The 16,899-nt window shown below is 62.1% G+C and carries 14 protein-coding genes and 1 tRNA gene; 4 read left to right on the top strand and 11 right to left on the bottom strand.

Features of this window, described 5'->3' with window-relative positions:
- Window positions 1-16 precede the first annotated feature (16 nt).
- Both desA and HBN98_RS16295 read left to right on the top strand, forming a co-directional pair.
- Window positions 17-1,201 carry a delta-9 fatty acid desaturase DesA gene (gene desA, locus HBN98_RS16300; protein ID WP_083367363.1) on the top strand — a complete coding sequence of 395 codons (1,185 nt, stop codon included), beginning with the start codon at window positions 17-19 and terminating at the stop codon, window positions 1,199-1,201.
- 245 nt (window positions 1,202-1,446) lie between these two features.
- Window positions 1,447-2,436: a GGDEF domain-containing protein gene (locus HBN98_RS16295; protein ID WP_064585426.1), complete on the top strand. Its 990-nt coding sequence runs from the start codon at window positions 1,447-1,449 to the stop codon at window positions 2,434-2,436.
- Between the two features lie 138 nt (window positions 2,437-2,574).
- On the opposite strand, the gene HBN98_RS16290 is transcribed toward HBN98_RS16295, so the two are convergent.
- The 3 genes from HBN98_RS16290 to gabD form a co-directional block, all read right to left on the bottom strand.
- Window positions 2,575-3,786, bottom strand: coding sequence for a response regulator (locus HBN98_RS16290; RefSeq protein WP_083367364.1), 1,212 nt, complete (start codon window positions 3,784-3,786; stop codon window positions 2,575-2,577).
- A 139-nt stretch (window positions 3,787-3,925) separates the two neighbouring features.
- Entirely contained in the window at window positions 3,926-5,203 is a 1,278-nt protein-coding gene (gabT, locus tag HBN98_RS16285; RefSeq protein WP_083367365.1) for a 4-aminobutyrate--2-oxoglutarate transaminase, read from the bottom strand.
- Window positions 5,204-5,388: 185 nt separating this feature from the next.
- A complete protein-coding gene (gabD, locus tag HBN98_RS16280; RefSeq protein ID WP_025113404.1) occupies window positions 5,389-6,831 on the bottom strand; it encodes an NADP-dependent succinate-semialdehyde dehydrogenase in 1,443 nt (480 codons plus the stop codon).
- 444 nt (window positions 6,832-7,275) lie between these two features.
- Here gabD and HBN98_RS16275 point away from each other — a divergent pair.
- Window positions 7,276-7,352, top strand: a tRNA-Arg gene (locus tag HBN98_RS16275).
- Window positions 7,353-7,428: 76 nt separating this feature from the next.
- Here HBN98_RS16275 and HBN98_RS16270 read toward each other — a convergent pair.
- The 5 genes from HBN98_RS16270 to HBN98_RS16250 all read right to left on the bottom strand — a co-directional run bounded on the left by HBN98_RS16270 (window position 7,429) and on the right by HBN98_RS16250 (window position 11,253).
- Window positions 7,429-7,695 (bottom strand): hypothetical protein, encoded by a 267-nt coding sequence (locus HBN98_RS16270; RefSeq protein WP_229754994.1) that lies wholly within the window; start codon window positions 7,693-7,695, stop codon window positions 7,429-7,431.
- 20 nt (window positions 7,696-7,715) lie between these two features.
- A complete protein-coding gene (locus HBN98_RS16265; protein ID WP_083367367.1) occupies window positions 7,716-8,312 on the bottom strand; it encodes a hypothetical protein in 597 nt (198 codons plus the stop codon).
- Complete coding sequence (locus HBN98_RS16260; RefSeq protein ID WP_186352836.1) at window positions 8,309-8,890, bottom strand: RNA polymerase sigma factor; 582 nt, start codon at window positions 8,888-8,890, stop codon at window positions 8,309-8,311. The genes HBN98_RS16265 and HBN98_RS16260 overlap by 4 nt, the downstream gene beginning before the upstream one ends.
- Window positions 8,891-8,919: 29 nt before the next feature.
- Window positions 8,920-10,605 (bottom strand): vWA domain-containing protein, encoded by a 1,686-nt coding sequence (locus HBN98_RS16255; protein WP_083367369.1) that lies wholly within the window; start codon window positions 10,603-10,605, stop codon window positions 8,920-8,922.
- An 87-nt stretch (window positions 10,606-10,692) separates the two neighbouring features.
- Window positions 10,693-11,253 (bottom strand): YbhB/YbcL family Raf kinase inhibitor-like protein, encoded by a 561-nt coding sequence (locus HBN98_RS16250; protein ID WP_083367370.1) that lies wholly within the window; start codon window positions 11,251-11,253, stop codon window positions 10,693-10,695.
- 139 nt (window positions 11,254-11,392) lie between these two features.
- Here HBN98_RS16250 and HBN98_RS16245 point away from each other — a divergent pair, with 139 nt between their 5' ends.
- On the top strand, window positions 11,393-12,916 hold the full coding sequence (locus HBN98_RS16245; protein WP_083367371.1) for an FAD-dependent oxidoreductase: 1,524 nt from the start codon (window positions 11,393-11,395) through the stop codon (window positions 12,914-12,916).
- A 97-nt stretch (window positions 12,917-13,013) separates the two neighbouring features.
- On the opposite strand, the gene pgaD is transcribed toward HBN98_RS16245, so the two are convergent.
- From pgaD to pgaB, 3 genes are read right to left on the bottom strand one after another with little or no spacing between them, the layout of a single operon-like run.
- On the bottom strand, window positions 13,014-13,547 hold the full coding sequence (gene pgaD, locus HBN98_RS16240) for a poly-beta-1,6-N-acetyl-D-glucosamine biosynthesis protein PgaD (protein WP_083367372.1): 534 nt from the start codon (window positions 13,545-13,547) through the stop codon (window positions 13,014-13,016).
- A complete protein-coding gene (gene pgaC / locus HBN98_RS16235) occupies window positions 13,544-14,899 on the bottom strand; it encodes a poly-beta-1,6-N-acetyl-D-glucosamine synthase (RefSeq protein ID WP_083367373.1) in 1,356 nt (451 codons plus the stop codon). Before pgaC ends, pgaD begins: the two co-directional genes overlap by 4 nt.
- Before the next feature lies 1 nt (window position 14,900).
- Window positions 14,901-16,898 carry a poly-beta-1,6-N-acetyl-D-glucosamine N-deacetylase PgaB gene (pgaB, locus tag HBN98_RS16230; RefSeq protein WP_083367374.1) on the bottom strand — a complete coding sequence of 666 codons (1,998 nt, stop codon included), beginning with the start codon at window positions 16,896-16,898 and terminating at the stop codon, window positions 14,901-14,903.
- Between the last annotated feature and the right edge of the window lies 1 nt (window position 16,899).

Below are 16,899 nucleotides of genomic sequence, written 5' to 3'. Positions count from 1 at the left end.
GAGGGCCCTATAGCCTATGTGGTACGAAGGTTTTCTTGGCTTGTCGGCCTGGTCACTGGTCGCAGTCACCCTGCTGATGACCCACGTGACAATTGTCGCCGTCACCGTCTATCTGCACCGTTACTCGGCCCATCGCTCGCTTGAGCTGAATGCCGGCCTGAAACACTTTTTCCGCTTCTGGCTGTGGCTGACCACGGCACAGAACACCCGCGAGTGGACGGCCATCCACCGTAAACATCACGCCAAATGCGAAACCGAAGATGACCCGCACAGCCCGGTCATCAAGGGCTTGTCCACCGTACTGCGCAAAGGCGCCGAGCTGTACCGCGCCGAAGCCGAGAACCCGGAGACCCTGCGCATCTACGGCAAGAACTGCCCCGAAGACTGGATCGAGCGCAATCTCTACAGCCGCTATCCGTTGCTGGGCGTGGCGATCATGGGCGTCATCGACCTGCTGCTGTTCGGTACCATCGGCATCACCATCTGGGCGATCCAGATGATGTGGATCCCGGTCTGGGCTGCCGGCGTGGTCAACGGTCTGGGCCATGCCATCGGCTACCGCAACTTCGAATGCCGCGACGCGGCGACCAATCTGGTGCCGTGGGGCATCCTGATCGGCGGCGAAGAACTGCACAACAACCATCACACCTACCCCAACTCGGCCAAGCTGTCGGTGAAGAAGTGGGAGTTCGACCTGGGCTGGGCGTGGATCAAGGTCTTCAGCTTTCTCGGGCTGGCCAAGGTGCAGCGCGTGGCGCCGATCGCCCATCGCGTCGAAGGCAAGGGTCATCTGGACATGGACACCGCCATGGCGATCCTCAACAACCGCTTCCAGATCATGGCACAGTACCGCAAATTGGTGATCGCCCCGCTGGTCAAGCAGGAGCTGGATAAGGTCGATCATTCGGTACGCCATCAATTCCATCGGGCCAAACGCCTGCTATCGCGGGAAACCAGCCTGCTGGAAGACCGTCATCACTTGCGCATCCAGAACATGCTCGAGCACAGCCAGGCGCTGAAGGTAATTTACGAAAAACGTCTGGCCCTGCAGCAGATCTGGGTCAAGACCAGCGCAAATGGCCACGACATGCTCGCCGCCATCAAGGAATGGGTGCACGAGGCCGAGGCCAGCGGCATCCAGTCCCTGCGTGAATTCGCCGACCAGTTGAAAACCTACTCGTTGCGTCCTGCCGCAGCATGACGGGCAGCAAGGAATCCCCTGTGGCGGGGGATTCCTCCCCGATCAGTAGCGAAGCTGGCGCACATTTGACGACGCGTTCTCATTGCTGAAACGCGTCACCCCTACCGCCCGGCGGGAGCAAGCTCCCCTGCCACAAATGCGCGGAACTTAGCACCGAAAGCCCTATCTCAAAGACACTTCGCCACCCCGGCGGGCTGTACTGTGGCCGTTGTCGAAATCGCGGCACACACTTGAGATATGTGCCGATGGTCAACAACAATCAAAAAGACTCATCCCTTGCGCAGTGGCCCGAGGCCGCGCAAACGCTGATGGCGCTGATGCACGCCCAAGGCGAAGTCGCCCGGCTGAGCGAGCGCGAACAGCTGTTCAGCTCACTGCTGGTGAGCGTTAACGCCGTGCTGTGGGCATTCAACTGGGAAACCCGTCAGGTGCTGTACGTCAGCCCCGCTTACGAACGGATTTTCGGGCGCTCCGCGGGACTCTTGCTCGCCGACCACCACCAGTGGCGCGACAGCATCTACCCCGACGACCTGGATTACGCTGAGCGCAGCCTTGCCGAAGTGCTGCACAAGGGCGCGGTGGAAGACCGCGAATACCGGATCATCGCCGCCGACGGCCAGGTGCGCTGGCTCAGCGACAAATGCTTCATCAACCGTCAGGACGAGCCCGGGCAACCGGTGATCATTGTCGGCATCGCCGAGGACATCACCGACAAGAAACAGATGGAAACCGAGCTGCATCGCCTGGCGACCACCGATGTTCTGACCCAGAGCAGCAACCGTCGGCACTTCTTCGAATGCGCCCATCGCGAGTTCGAAGAGGCGCGCCTGCAAGGTGCGCCACTGGCCTTCCTGCTGCTGGACATCGATGACTTCAAGCTGATCAACGACAGCTACGGTCATCAGGAGGGCGACAACGTATTGCAGCGGATCGCCGACTGCGGACGCAGTTCGTTACGTCGGGGCGATCTGTTCGGACGCATTGGCGGAGAAGAGTTCGCCGCGGTGTTCCCCGGTTGCGCACCGGACATGGCGATGCAAGTGGCCGAGCGGCTGCAGCAGGAGATTCAGCGCTTGAGGTTCAGCCATGACGGGCAGACGTTCGGCATCACCGTCAGCCAGGGCCTGACCAGCCTCACGGATGGCGACGACAGCCTCGACAGCCTGTTCGCCCGGGCGGATGCGGCGATGTATGAGGCCAAGCGGCAGGGCAAGAACCGGATCATTTCTGCCTGAACACCGGTGTCCGCCTAAACCCATAACCCTGTAGGAGTGAGCCTGCTCGCGATCGCGCAATTTCAGTCAGTATCATTGTTGAATGCCAGATCCAATCGCGAGCAGGCTCACTCCTACAGGGGTTTTGTGCAAATTCGGTTACTTGCGCATCCGCATCAATTCCGGCAGCCCGATCTTCAGCAGCCGCGCCGTGCGACTCTTGGCCAGCTCCTCGATGCCCTCATGCTCGGTCAGGCGGGCCATCTGCGCCGCCATGTTCATCACCAGCGATTCACGGGAGTAAACCCCACCCCCGAGCTGGTAGACCGCAGCAATCAGCTCGCGCAACTCCAGCGGCAAGCGCCAGCGGGTGCGCAACGCCGAACCGTAGGCCGCACCAAACTCCGCCAGCGCATCGCCCACCTCCTCCCACTCATCCAGTTCGCCGCCAGCCTGTTTCCATTCCTGCAAACAGCGCAGCAACGCCAGATCGCCGAGGCGATGCAACATGCCGGCGCAATAGCAGCGTTCCTGATCCAGATCGAGCAGGCGCGCCAAGGTGCGGGCGTATTCGGCGGTGTGCAGCGACAGCCCCCAATAGCGCTCGGCGTAGTCCGCCAGGCACGGGTCGCTGAGTCTGGCACTGCGCTTGAGTGCCAGGCCGAGGATCAGGTTCATGCTCTGCCCGGTGCCGAGCCGCTGCAGGGCCTGGCCCAGGGTCTGCACCGCCGCGCCATGATGCTGCGCCGCGCTGTTGGCCGCCGCGATCAGCACGGCAGTGATCTGTGGATCGGTGCGGATTTCTTCTTCCAGAAGTTTCAGATCAAGGCCGTGCGGGTTCAGGCTGCGTTTCACCGCCACCTGCACATCGGTCATCAACGGTGCACCATCGGCCTGCTCGCGGCGGCGTTCAAGAAACACCGACAAGGTCATGCCCGGCGCCAGGGCCGGCACTTCGCAGAACACCTCTTCGCCCGCATTGAGCAGCAAGCCCTGCAAACGCTCGGTCAGGCTTTCCATGTTCAACGGTTTGGTCAGGTAGGCCGTGGGGGCCAGCGGCAGCGCTTCACGCACGCTGGCGCTGTCGTTGCGGCTGCTCATCAGAATGAACGGCAGCGGCGGATTACGTTTGCGCTGCCGCACGCTGCGCAGCACGTTCAAGCCATCGATGCCGGGCAATTCCCAATCGACGATCGCCAGGTCATACGGCACTTCGCTGAGCAGCGACAGGGCTTGCTGGCCATCGGCACACAGGTCCACACGAGCGTCGCAACGCACGTTCAGCAACACTTGTTTGAGCAGGTCCCGGGACCACGGATCGGCCTCGGCAATCAGCACTCGGGGTACGGCGGGTAAATCAACGGCAGTCATGCGCGCTCTCCCTTGCAATGCCTGAACCTTAGCCAATGCTGGCCATTCGATACAGCGCAAAAGCGTTTGACGTGTCTCAGGGCCGTAAAAAAACCCGCCGAAGCGGGTTTTTGTCTAGCCGATCACACAGTGCCGGGGCTTACAGCTCCGAGAAGCACTCTTCGATGATTGCCAGACCTTTGTCCAGTTGCTCGTCCGGCGAGGTCAGCGGTACGAGTACGCGCAGAACGTTGCCGTAGGTGCCGCAGGACAGCAGGATCAGGCCCTTGTCACGCGCCTTGGCCACGACAGCCGCAACGGCGGTCGGGTTTGGCTTGTGGCTGTCGCCGTTTTCGAACAGCTCGACCGCGATCATCGCGCCCAGGGCACGCACTTCACCGATTACCGGGTACTTGGCCTGGATAGCCTTCAGGCCGGTTACCAGACGCTCGCCGACGGCCTTGCAGCGGTCCAGCAATTGCTCTTCTTCGAACACTTCCATCACGGCCAGGGCCGCAGCGCAAGCGATCGGGCTGCCAGCGTAGGTGCCGCCGAGGCCGCCTGGGGCAATGGCGTCCATGTATTCGGACTTGCCGCAGACACCGGCCAGCGGGAAGCCGCCCGCGATGGATTTGGCGAAGGTTGTCAGGTCGGCAGCAACGCCCATCTGTTCCATGGCGAAGAAGGTGCCGGTACGGCCAGCGCCGGTTTGTACTTCGTCAGCGATCAACAGGATGCCGTGCTGGTCGCACAGGGCGCGCAGACGCTTCATGAATTCTTTCGGCGCGACGTAGAAACCACCTTCGCCCTGCACAGGCTCGATGATGATCGCAGCGATGTCTTTCGGCTCGGCGTCGTTCTTGAAGATGCGTTCGATGGAAGCGATCGAGTCGTCGATGCTCACGCCGTGCAGCTCGTTCGGGTACAGCGCGCGGAAGATGCCGCCTGGCATCAGGCCCATGCCGGCCGAGTAAGGCACGACCTTACCGGTCAGGCCCAGGGTCATCATGGTGCGGCCGTGGTACGCGCCGGTGAAGGCGATCACGCCGGCACGGCCAGTGGCGGCACGGGCGATTTTCACGGCGTTTTCCACGGCTTCGGAACCGGTGGTGACCAGCAGGGTCTTCTTGGCGAAATCACCTGGCACCTTGGCGTTGATCTTTTCGCACAGCTCAACGTACGGCTCGTAGGCCAGCACCTGGAAGCAGGTGTGGGTCAGCTTGTTCAGCTGTTCGGTCACGGCCGCGATGATTTTCGGGTGCACGTGGCCGGTGTTCAGCACAGCGATACCGCCGGCGAAGTCGATGAACTCGCGACCTTCAACGTCAGTCACGGTAGCGTTCTTCGCCGACTCAGCGAAGATCGGGTGAATCTGGCCAACACCACGTGGTACAGCAGCGGTACGGCGGGCCATCAGTTCAGCGTTAGTCTTGCTCATTACAGTCCTCATTCACCGCTCATCGGGCGGCGTGGTTCAAGGATTACGCGGGAGGAATCGGCGGTGGCAGCATGCGATGATCGACTGCCACGGCGTTCCCGGCCGCAGAGAAAATTCCGTTTTGAAACGACGCAAAGGGACAGCGCTCTCGTGCCCTTTGCGTTTGCAGCGTTCTCTTGCCGGGCTTAGATGCCCAGGCAGAGGTATTTGATTTCCAGGTAATCTTCGATGCCGTACTTGGAGCCTTCACGGCCCAGGCCCGACGCCTTGATGCCGCCGAACGGCGCGACTTCGTTGGAGATCAGCCCGGTGTTGACGCCGACCATGCCGTATTCCAGGGCTTCAGCCACACGGAACACACGGCCCAGGTCGCGAGCGTAGAAGTAGGAGGCCAGACCGAACTCGGTGTCGTTGGACATCGCGATCACTTCGGCTTCGTCTTTGAAACGGAACAGTGGGGCCAGCGGGCCGAAGGTTTCTTCCTTGGCGACAGCCGCGTCTTTCGGCACGTTGGTCAGGATGGTCGGCTCGAAGAAGTTGCCTTCCATCGGCTTGCCACCGGCCAGCACGGTGGCGCCTTTGGCTACGGCGTCAGCGATGTGTTCCTGGACCTTGGCCACGGCTTTTTCGTCGATCAGCGGGCCAGTGGTGGTGCCTTCTTCCAGACCGTTGCCGATCTTCAGCTTGGCCACCGCGACTTTCAGCTTCTCGGCGAACGCGTCGTAGACCGAATCCTGAATGTACAGGCGGTTGGCGCAGACGCAGGTCTGACCGTTGTTGCGGTATTTGGAGATGATCGCGCCTTCGACGGCCTTATCCAGGTCCGCGTCGTCGAACACGATGAACGGTGCGTTGCCGCCCAGTTCCAGCGAAACTTTCTTGATGTCCTTGGCGCATTCCGACATCAGTTGACGACCGATTTCGGTCGAACCGGTGAAGGACAGTTTGCGCACGATCGGGTTGCTGGTCAGCTCGCTGCCGATGTCGCCGGCGCTGCCGGAGACCACGCTGAACACGCCTTTCGGGATGCCGGCACGCTGGGCCAGTTCAGCCAGCGCGAACGCGGAAAATGGGGTTTGCGACGCCGGCTTGAGCACCATGGTGCAACCGGCGGCCAGCGCAGGGCCGGCTTTACGGGTGATCATTGCTGCCGGGAAGTTCCACGGGGTGATCGCTGCGGTCACACCGATCGGCTGCTTGATCACGATCAGGCGCTTGTCCGGCTGGTGGCCCGGAATCACGTCACCGTAGATGCGCTTGGCTTCTTCGGCGAACCATTCGATGAACGAAGCGGCGTAAACGATTTCGCCCTTGGCTTCGGCCAGCGGCTTGCCCTGCTCGAGGGTCATCAGGCGCGCGAGGTCGTCCTGGTTCTCGATCATCAGTTCGAACCAGCGACGCAGCTTGCCTGCACGCTCCTTGGCGGTCAGTGCACGCCAGGCCGGCAGCGCTTTGTCAGCGGCTTCGATCGCGCGGCGGGTTTCGGCAGCGCCCATTTTCGGCACGGTGCCGAGGATTTCGCCGGTGGCCGGGTTGTTGACCTTGATCGTCTGACCGTTGTCCGCATCGACCCAAGCGCCATCAATGAAGGCTTGCTGGCGGAACAACAGGGTGTCTTTAAGCTGCATGTCGGCTTTCCTTAACAGCACCGCGGCCTGCGCGGAGCAAAATTATGATTGTGGAAAGGCGCCTCGCAAGGCTGCCGTCAGGGAAATCAGAGACCGGATGAGGCGCATCAATCGTGCACGATTCGAAACACGTGCGGCTCAGCACCCGATCAAAGAGCGTTTGAAATCTCAAACGGATCGTAGGAGCAAAGGGGTTAAAGGACAATAGGTCGTTCGAAAAAAAGAACAAAAACCCTGTGTTTGCTGGATTTTTCAGATCAACGAGCAAAAATCCCCGGCCGCAGCGAAACCATAGATCAGCCCGGCAAAAGCGCCAAGCGAGGGTTTTGCAGAACGTTACCGCTTTAAGGAATACAGCGTTCCAGCACCGACACGCGCCCTGACAAAACCCGCCAAAACCCAGCATGGACGCCCCGAGCCGACCTAGGTATGATGTCGCCCGCTGCACCAGTAGCTCAGCTGGATAGAGTACTGCCCTCCGAAGGCAGGGGTCGTGGGTTCGAATCCCGCCTGGTGCACCACTGATTTAAACGAGAAAGCCCCGGACTGTGATGGTCCGGGGCTTTTTTGTGGGCGCTTCCCGCCCCGCGGCGACCGTCACTCCGTGGTCCAGTCAAACTCGTCGTAATCGTCGTCATCCTCTTCTTCCCCAACCTCCTCAAAAACCTCGTCTTCTTCCACGACGTCTTCTTCCGACTGGTCCAGCAGAAACTCCTTGCGAGCTTCGGTAATCGCGCGCCGTATCTCCTCACCCTTTTCCGGGCAGTTGAGGAGTTGGGCGATGCGGTCGATTTTTGGTGCCACGGGTGTTCTCCAGCGTTCAGCCATGGCCCGATAGTGCGCGTTTTTGCCGGGCAATGCCAAATGGCTGGGCGAACAGGCGGTCAATTTTGGCGGATTTGTTCCAGTCGCCGGTCGAGGTCCACGCCGGGGTAGCGTTTGTGCAGGTTGTTGTAGAGCGCATCCGCGGCTTGCGACTGGCCGGACTCGCGCAGGCGCAGCACTTCACGCAGTTGCGTATCCAGGCCATTGGCCGGGGCGACGGCACGTTTGCTGACTTTGGCTTGGTCGGCGCTGATCGCGTCGCTTTGCATCGGTGCCGCCATTTCCAGCATCGGGGCCGGCGCCGGCATGGCGTCAGCGGGGGCCGCCAGCGACTGCGCTTCGGCGGCCTGTTTGCGCGCCAGTGGTGCGGCGGGTTTGGCGGCCGGGGCGAAGTCGAATCGAGGTTGCGGCTCCGGTGCACGTTGTACCAGCGACAGCATCAGGGCCACGCCGACCAGGCTGGCGAATGCGACCTGCCAACGCGGTTTCTGGCAGGCCTGCCACCAGCGCTGCCACAGGCTTGGCTTGGGTGCCGGGGCTGCGCGGCGGGCAGTGGCGAGAATCAGCGCATCGAGGTGCTCGGGCGGCTCGCCGGTGTGTTGCTCGCGGTAATGCTTGAGCAGTTGTTCTTCGGGTGTCTGGCGGGCGTCAGTCATGTCAGTACCTCCTCGGCCAGCAGCCGACGCAGTTTTTGCTGGGCGTAGCGCAAGCGGCTCTTGACGGTTTCCAGCGGTGTTTCGGTGAGGCTGGCGATTTGCGCCAGGTCGAGGTCGCCGTGGGCGCGCAGCAGGAACACTTCGCGTTGATCGGCAGGCAGGGTTTGCAGGGCGCTTTCCAAGCGCTGACTGTCGCGGCTGAGGCTCAGCAGTTGTTCGGGATCGTTGGTCTCGTCGCCAACCGCATGCAGCTGTTCGTCGTAACTGTCGTGCAGCGGTTGATGAGCACCGTGTTTGCGCCAGTGATCGATCAGACGGTTGCGCGCAATCTGGAACAGCCATGTACGAAATGTCGCTCGCCCCTGTGGCTGACTGGCGCTGCGGATCAGGCTCAGCCAAGTGTCCTGGAACACCTCGTCAGCCAGTTCCGGCTTGCCGCTCAATCCCAGCAGAAAGCGATACAAACCCTGCCGATGGCGCGCGTACAGAATCTCGAACGCCGCGCTGTCGCCCTCGCGATAACGGGCCAGCAGCGATTCGTCGCTGCTGGCCTCAAGGCTGTCGGCGGAGGCAAACAGCTGTGTGATGAAGCCTTTGAGGCGGCTCACTATTCAATCCGTCGCTCAGTGGGCATCGCATTCGATGCGGTTGAGGTGCGCAGGCTTTGCGCCAGTTCGACCAGTTGCACGAACTCGCTACGCAAGCCGAAACGGTCCTCGCCGCGTGCGCTACGGGCCAGCGCTTCGGTGTCTTTCAGGCTGAAATCGCCGGTGTAGCGAGCGTCCTTGAGCTGCTGGGAAAACGCCGCGACCGCTGCGGCAAAACGCAGATCTTCGCTGGCCGGTACAACCTGACTGGTAATCGGCCGCTCGATCAGCCGACTTTTCCCACCTTCAGGCTGTTGATAACGCACACGCAGCATCGCCATTTCCCCGTCCTTCGCCGACACCGGCGCTTGCGATTTACCGTAGCGCAGCGGTTCCAGCCAGCCCTTCTCGCCTGCCGGAACAATTTCATACAGCGCGGTCACCGTGTGTCCTGCGCCGACTTCACCGGCATCGACTTTGTCGTTGCTGAAATCCTCACGCTTCAAGGCGCGGTTTTCGTAGCCGAGCAGGCGATATTCACTAACCTGCGCCGGGTTGAATTCCACCTGCAATTTGACGTTTTTCGCCACCACCGCCAACGTCGAACCGAGTTGATCCACCAGCACTTTGCGCGCCTCGCGCAGGTTGTCGATATAGGCGTAGTTGCCGTCACCGGCGTCGGCCAGTTGCTCCATCAGGTGTTCATTGTAGTTATCCACACCGAAACCCAGGGTGGTCAGGGAAATCCCGGTCTTGCGTTTATCCACAGCCATTTGCTTGAGGCTGTCGAAGTCGCTGACGCCGACGTTGAAGTCACCGTCAGTGGCCAGCAGAATGCGGTTGATGCCGTTGGGGATGAACGCCTGCTGCGCCATTTGATAGGCCAGTTCGATGCCCGACGCGCCAGCGGTTGAACCGCCTGCGGTCAATTGCTCAATGGCGCTGCGAATCCTGGCCTTTTCCCGGCCGGACGTTGGCTCCAGCACGACGCGGGATTCGCCGGCATACACCACCAGCGACACCCGGTCCTGCTCGCGCAACTGATCGACCAATAGTTTCAGCGTGCTTTTGACCAGCGGCAGGCCTTCGCGGCGATCCATCGAACCGGACACATCCACCAGAAACACCAGATTCGCCGGAGCCAGTTCCGCCACGCTACGGTCGGAGGCCTTGATGCCGATGCGCAGCAGGCGCGTGTGCGGATTCCACGGGGTGGCGGCCAATTCAGTGGTTACGCCGAACGGCGAACCATCGCTGGGCAGCGCGTAGTGGTAGGGAAAGTAATTGACCATTTCCTCCAGACGCACCGCGCCTTCCGGCGGCAGACGCCCCTGATTGAGCAGGCGTCGGACGTTGGCGTAGGCGCCGGTGTCGACGTCGGCGCTGAAGGTCGAGACCGGGGCTTCGGCGACGCTGTGGATCGGGTTGTCGGCCAGTGCCTGATACTGCTCGCGCTGTTCGTCGCGGTAACCCTGTGGATAACTGTCCGGGGCCGGCATTGCGGCGAAACTGGCGATCGGCGCCGAACGCGTGCTGCGCTTGGCCATGGTGTCATCGGCCCTGAGCGCTTCATGCTGAATCGAAGCTTGCGGCTGGGCGGGCGCCGGGACGGCAGCCGACTCCGGATCGGAAGACACGCCGCAACCGGCGACGGCCAACAACACACCGACCGCAACAGGTCGCAGGAAAGGCAGGGAACGGGACATGGGGGCTGACCTCGGGATGAAAGTGATCCATTCATCCTCTGAGACGGGCAGCCCCTTCAGTTCGGGTTAAACGCCGCCGAATTATTTTCAGCGGTGATAACGCCGCACCACGCTGCTGTTACGCAGTACGTGGCCTTTGATCTTGTCCATCAGTTCGGCGCGGGTCAGGCCGGCGGGCAAGGCGTCCGGGGCCAGGTCGAGGGCGTAGATCTGGATGATGTAGTGGTGGGCGCTGTCACCAACCGGTGGGCATGGCCCGATGTAATGTGTGGTGCCCTTGCTGTTGGTGCCGCCCACGCCTTCGAGGTTGGATTTGGCGCCGACACCGGCCGGAATCTGCCGGGTGGTGGCCTTGATGCCGTAGTGAATCCAGTGATCAACACCCGCGCCTTTCTGGCCGTCCGGATCGTGCATGACGATCGCGTAGCTCTGCGTGCCGCTGGGGCCAGCGTTCCAGGCCAGGGCCGGCGACTGGTTCTTGCCACCGCAACCGGCTGCATCACTCGCTGCGGCCGAGGTGAACAGGCGGTTGTCCGAGACACCGGGGATGTCGAGGGTAAAGCGCTCGGCCGCCTGCGCCGGAAACTGCACGCAAAGGGCGACGGCAACGGCCGCCAGCCAAGGGTTGAGAGAGGTCAATCGGGTCATTCCGGGAGTACCTTGTGCAGTTGGGCCTTCGTCGGCCTGCAAACTATAGCTGTACCGTTCGTGCCATGGCAGTGGCAATTGGCTGAACCTCGCATTGCTGCACAAACTCGTAAGAGAAATACCCGCGAGGAAGTCGAACATGTCCCTGCACCGCGTCGCCCGTTTCGCCGATGTCCCTGAAGACCGTGGCCTGCAGGTCGAAATCGGCGACTGCAAGATTGTCCTGCTGCGCACAAACGGCCAGCTACGGGCCTTCCAGGGCGAATGCCCACACGCCGGCGCGCCGCTGGCGGACGGTGCGCTGTGTCAAGGACGCCTGATCTGCCCCTGGCACAAGGCTGCGTTTCGCGCCGAAGACGGCGCGTTGTGCGAACCGCCGGCCCTCGACAGCCTCAAGCGTTATCCACTGGAGTTACGGGGCGATGAGGTGTGGGTTGATGATCAGCCGTTGCCGGATGCGCACACGCCGCCAGCGGATGATCCGCGCACGTTCGTGATTGTCGGCGCAGGTGCAGCCGGCACCGCGTGTGCGGCGGCACTGAGGGAGAAAGGTTTTGGTGGCCGCATCGTGATGATCGACCGTGAAGCGGATGCCGGTTACGACCGTACGGTGCTGAGCAAATTTGTCCTCGCCGGCGAAATGACCGCGCAAGAAACCCCGCCGCTGCGCGATGAAGATTTTTATAAAGAGCAGCGCATCGAACGCCAACAAGGCGAAATCACGGCCCTCGACGCTTCGGCAAAAATCCTGCATTTGCACGACGGCCAATCCCTGCGCTACGACGCGGCAGTGCTCGCCACCGGCGGCGAGCCCAACCCGCTGCAACTGCCCGGCGCCGATCTGCCGCAAGTGTTTGTCCTGCGCTCGAAAGCCCAGGCCGAACAGATCATGCGCGCGGCCAGCCCCGAGCAACGTGCGGTGATCATCGGCGACAGCTTCATCGCCCTCGAATGCGCTTCCGCGCTGCGCCAGTTCGGCCTCGACGTCACGGTCATCGCCCGCCACGCCATCCCGTTCGCCGCGCAATTCGGCGAAGCCGTGGGCAAGGCGATCCGTGCGCTGCATGAACAACACGGGGTGAAATTCATCACCGACCACGAAGCCCGGGAAATCACCGGCGACGGCAACGTAGAGGCGGTGTTGCTGGACAATGGTTTACGCCTGTCGGCAGACCTGGTGCTGGCGGGGGTCGGGGTACACCCGGCCACCGAGGCTTTCGCGTCGCTGCCCCGGGAGAAAGACCAGTCGCTGCGTGTCGACGCCAGTCTGCGCGTCGCCGATGGCCTGTGGGCGATTGGCGATATCGCCACGTTCATCCTCAATGGCCAGCCGCAACGCATCGAACACTGGCGCCTGGCCCAACAGCATGCGCGCATCGCCGCCGCCAACATGCTGGGCGCGGACGAGCATTATCTGGATGTGCCGTTTTTCTGGACTTGGCATTTCGGCAGGAACTACGACTATCTCGGCCATGCCGAGCATTGGGATGAAATCGAGTTCATCGGCGAGCCTGAACATCCGCCTTTCCTTGGGCTGTTTGGCAGGAACGGCAGGGTTGTAGCGGCAGTGGCGTGTGAGAGGGAGCGGGAGATGGCAATGCTCGCCGAACGGATGAAACAGCCGCTGGCGATGGAAGAAGCGTGGAAGCTGATCCGCAGCTGAATGCTGAACAATGTAGGAGCTGCCGCAGGCTGCGATCTTTTGATCTTTAAAATCAACAGATCGCAGCCTGCGGCAGCGCCTACAGAGGAATCGTCGTTCAGGTAAGACGATTCACCGGATCACGGTTGTCGTCGTCCTCGGCGTGCAGAAAGATCACCCGCGGGTGCTCCAGCGGCGCCAGCGGTGGCGGCAATTCCGCCGGCTGCAGCGGTCGGAAGTTCAGCACCACATGGCTGATGTCACCTTCCTGATCATTGTGGATGGTCATCACCCCCGGAGTGCGCAGTTTCTGCAAGCGGTCATCGCACAGCCGGAAACTCTTGCTCAGCCCTTCGTCATCGACCACCGGCGCCGGCAATCGACGCTGGGCGAAGCTTCTGCTCTTGCGCTGCTGATAGCGCGCCCAGCCGATGAGGATCACCGCGTTGACCAGCGCCACCCACAGGTAGATCTGCAACGTTCCGAGGGCCTCGAACGCCGAGTTGTCGATTCGCGGGCCTGCAGCGTGAGTCTCGATCAGCGGCCACAGCCCGCGTATCAGCAGAAACAGCAGGCCGACCCAGGCCACTACGGTGAGGATCACATCGACCACCACCAGGAAGGGTCGCTGGCGGGTCCGGATGATTTTCATTTGATGACCTCCTCTTCGTCGTCCCCGACCGGCTTGATGCCGCGATCAGGACTGACCCAGCGCGCACGCTTCTGATGTTGACCAAACAACACTTTGGGAAAACTGACCAATGTGGTGAGCAGACTGACCAGCCAGAAGGCGATCGGGTACCAGACCACCCAGAACATGGTTCTGCCCAGCCCCGGCTCATAGCGTCGGTCGATAATGATGCTGACAGCGAACTGCACCAGGCAGACGAAGGCCAGCAGCAATCCGGTGAACGCCGGCGGCATCAGGTGATGCACGGCAATCGACTCCGGCATGACCACGAACTTGCCCACCGCCCAGAAAATCACCGACAGCAGGAAGGTGAAGGCCCAACCGGTCGACAGGCAGTATTCGAACAGCAGCGGCCACAGGTAACGATGGCGGTATTGCCAGATCCCGCGAATATTCTTGAACAGCACCTCGGCACCGCCCTGGGCCCAGCGCAGGCGCTGCTTCCACAGGCCACGCAGGGTTTCCGGCATGAGGATCCAGCACAGCGCCCGCGGCTCGTAGAAGATGCTCCAGTGATCGAGCTGCAGCTTCCAGCTGATGTCGATGTCTTCGGTGATCATGTCCGGGCTCCAGTAGCCGACCCGGTTCAACGCGGTACGGCGGAACGCGACGATGACGCCGGAGACGGTAAAGATCCGTCCGAACACCCGTTGCGTACGCTTGATCAGGCCGATGATCGAGGAGAACTCACCGACCTGCACCCGCCCGACCAGGGTCGAACGCGTGCGAATCCGTGGGTTGCCGGTCACCGCGCCAAGCCGCGCATTATCGAGCATCGGTGCCACCAGATAGGCCGCGGTATTCGGCGCCAGCAGCGCGTCACCGTCGATGCACACCAGATATTCGCTGCGCGCAGCAATCGCGCCCATGCGCAGGGCCACGGCCTTGCCCTGGTTTTCCGCCAGATGCAGGACCCGCAACCGTGGATCTTCCTGGGCGAGCCGGTCGAGCACTTCGGCGGTGTTGTCCTTGGAACCGTCGTTGATCGCGATGACCTCGATGTTCGGGTAGTGCTGGGCCAGCGCCGCGTGAATGGTGTCAGCGGCGTTTTCGCCTTCGTTGTAGCAAGGAATCAGGATCGAGATCAGCGGCTCGCCTTCCAGTGGCGGCGGCAGGGTGTCGTCCTGCCACGGCCAATGGCGTTCCCAGTGCAGCCAGAAATACAGGCCGCCGGCAATCCACAGGCCGGACATGAACAACGGGTAGAAGAACACGAAGTCCATCAGGAACTGCCCGGTGACCAGGAAGATCAACCCCAGCGGCACGCCGAGGACGAGCGCCAGAACAAGCAGGGCTAACAGTCTATCCAGCATGTCATGGGTTCCATTTGTTGGAGAGCGCAGGCCTTACGGTTTTCAGGTCCGGCAGGTTGTCGAGGAAGTTGTCCGGGTAGTAGCCGAAGCTGGTCGCGCCCTGACGCTTGAGCCGGCCCATCCAGTCGGCCAGTTGGGCGCCGTCGATGTCGGCCTGGTCTTTTTTCGTCCAGTCGCGGGCCTGCAGTTCGAACACTGTGCGATCCAGTGCACCGGGGCGCTGCTTGATCTTCGCCACCAGTGCTTCGAGCCACGGGCCGGATTGCGCCGGGGTCTGTTTCTCCATCAACGGCATGGCCATCGGCGCCGTCCAGTCGTAGGTCACGAGGAAGTCGTCGAGGTTCTGCGCAAACCAGGCTTCGCTGTCCGGATTGAGGATCGGTTCGGCAAAGATGTTGCGTGCGGTCAGCACCTGCGGGCCACGGATCGCCCGGACCTTGGCAGTCAGTTCATTGGTGAAGTCGATCAGGTATTGGCTCTTGAAGCGCGTCCAGCGCTGCAGGGCGGCCGGATCCTCGCGCAAAGCGGCAATCGATCCCGGCAAACCCTGTGCGGCGTAGGCTTTCAAGGCCTGCGGACTGGCGTCTTCGAAGTCCGAGAGCACCGCGTCGTCGTGGTAAAGAATGCCGTCGACCGAGGTCAGGCGCGCCACGTCTTCGTAGATCTCGCCAATGATCCGCCGTACTTGCGGATCGAACGGCGACAGGCGCCGGTACTGATCCGGATCGACCGACGTGGTTCCGGTCTTCGGATCCCAACGGGTCACGCGCGGCAGCTTTGAGTCGAGGCCGAAACTGAGCACCGGCATCCAGGCGAACACCTTCACATGGGCGCGGGTGCGCAGCTGCCAGGCCACACGGTCGAAGATGTCGGCGCGCACCGGCAGGTGACGGTTGGGGAAGTACAACGAGTGCACCAGCCCGTCACCCTTCGGATCGGCGAAGGCTTGCAGGAACACCGTGTTGGCGCCCATGTCGGCCATGCGCTGGATCAGCTTGCCGAGGTTGATTTCCTGCTGCGCCGGATCCGGGTCATAGACGTTGTCGAGATCGACGTGGACCACGCGCATGGTGAAGTCCGACTGCACCCCGACGACGCTGTTGGCGAAATGCTCGCCGTCGGGATCGGAGGCCACCAGGAAGCGCGGGCTGCTCATCAGGTTGTCGAGGGCGTCGAGACCGTCGTCCAGGGTCAGGGCCATTTCGTAGCCCTGCTCGCCGACCACGGTCAGCGAAGTACCGTCCGCCGTGCCGTACGGCCAGACCCAGATGCGCGGCTTCTTGCCGGTGACCTTGCGGATCTTTTCCGAGATGGTCGCGACGTCGTTGCGGATCCGTGCGCGGAAATCCTCTTCGGACTCATAGCGCTTGGTGACCGGATCGTAGCGACGAGTCGCCGCCGCTGGCTGCATGTTGCCCTGCGGGTTGGCGAGGATGCCTTTGTGACTGGCGTCGGTGTGGGCGGCGATTTCCACCAGCCCCGATTGCGAGATCTCGCGCACCTGGTCCCAGGTCAGGAAGTCCGAGCGCGCTCGCGGCGCACCGGCGAAATCCACGGGTTGATTAAGGGGCGTATCGATCCAGGTGCCCACCGGCGCCAGCAAGGCGTGCCAGTTATAGGCACGCAGCACCGGCAGCACGCGGGTGTAGAAGCTCGAATAACCGTCGTCGAAGCTGAGCAGGATCGCTTTGGGCGGCAGTTCCGGGCCGCCCTTGCGTGCGGCCATGATCTGATCGACGGTGACCGGCCTGTAGCCGTTCTCGCGCAGCCACGCGAGCTGCTCGATCATGCGCTCGGTGCGCACGGCCACCACGGCCTGATCGGGGTCGCGGTCTTCGACATCGTGATAGGCGATGCCCAGCACATGGTTTTTCGGCCATGGTTTTTCATTGGCCGCCACCGGACGTTGCGACGGCGGCGCGAAGGCCGGGGCTTGCTGGGCGCAGGCGCTGATCAGCAGCACTCCCAGCAGAAGGATGAAACGCGTCATCAAAGGCATC

Origin of the sequence: Pseudomonas koreensis (assembly GCF_012986595.1) — a bacterium.
Classification (GTDB): domain Bacteria; phylum Pseudomonadota; class Gammaproteobacteria; order Pseudomonadales; family Pseudomonadaceae; genus Aquipseudomonas; species Aquipseudomonas koreensis.
Note: the sequence above shows the minus strand (reverse complement) of the source record. Positions and strands in the feature narration are given on the sequence as shown.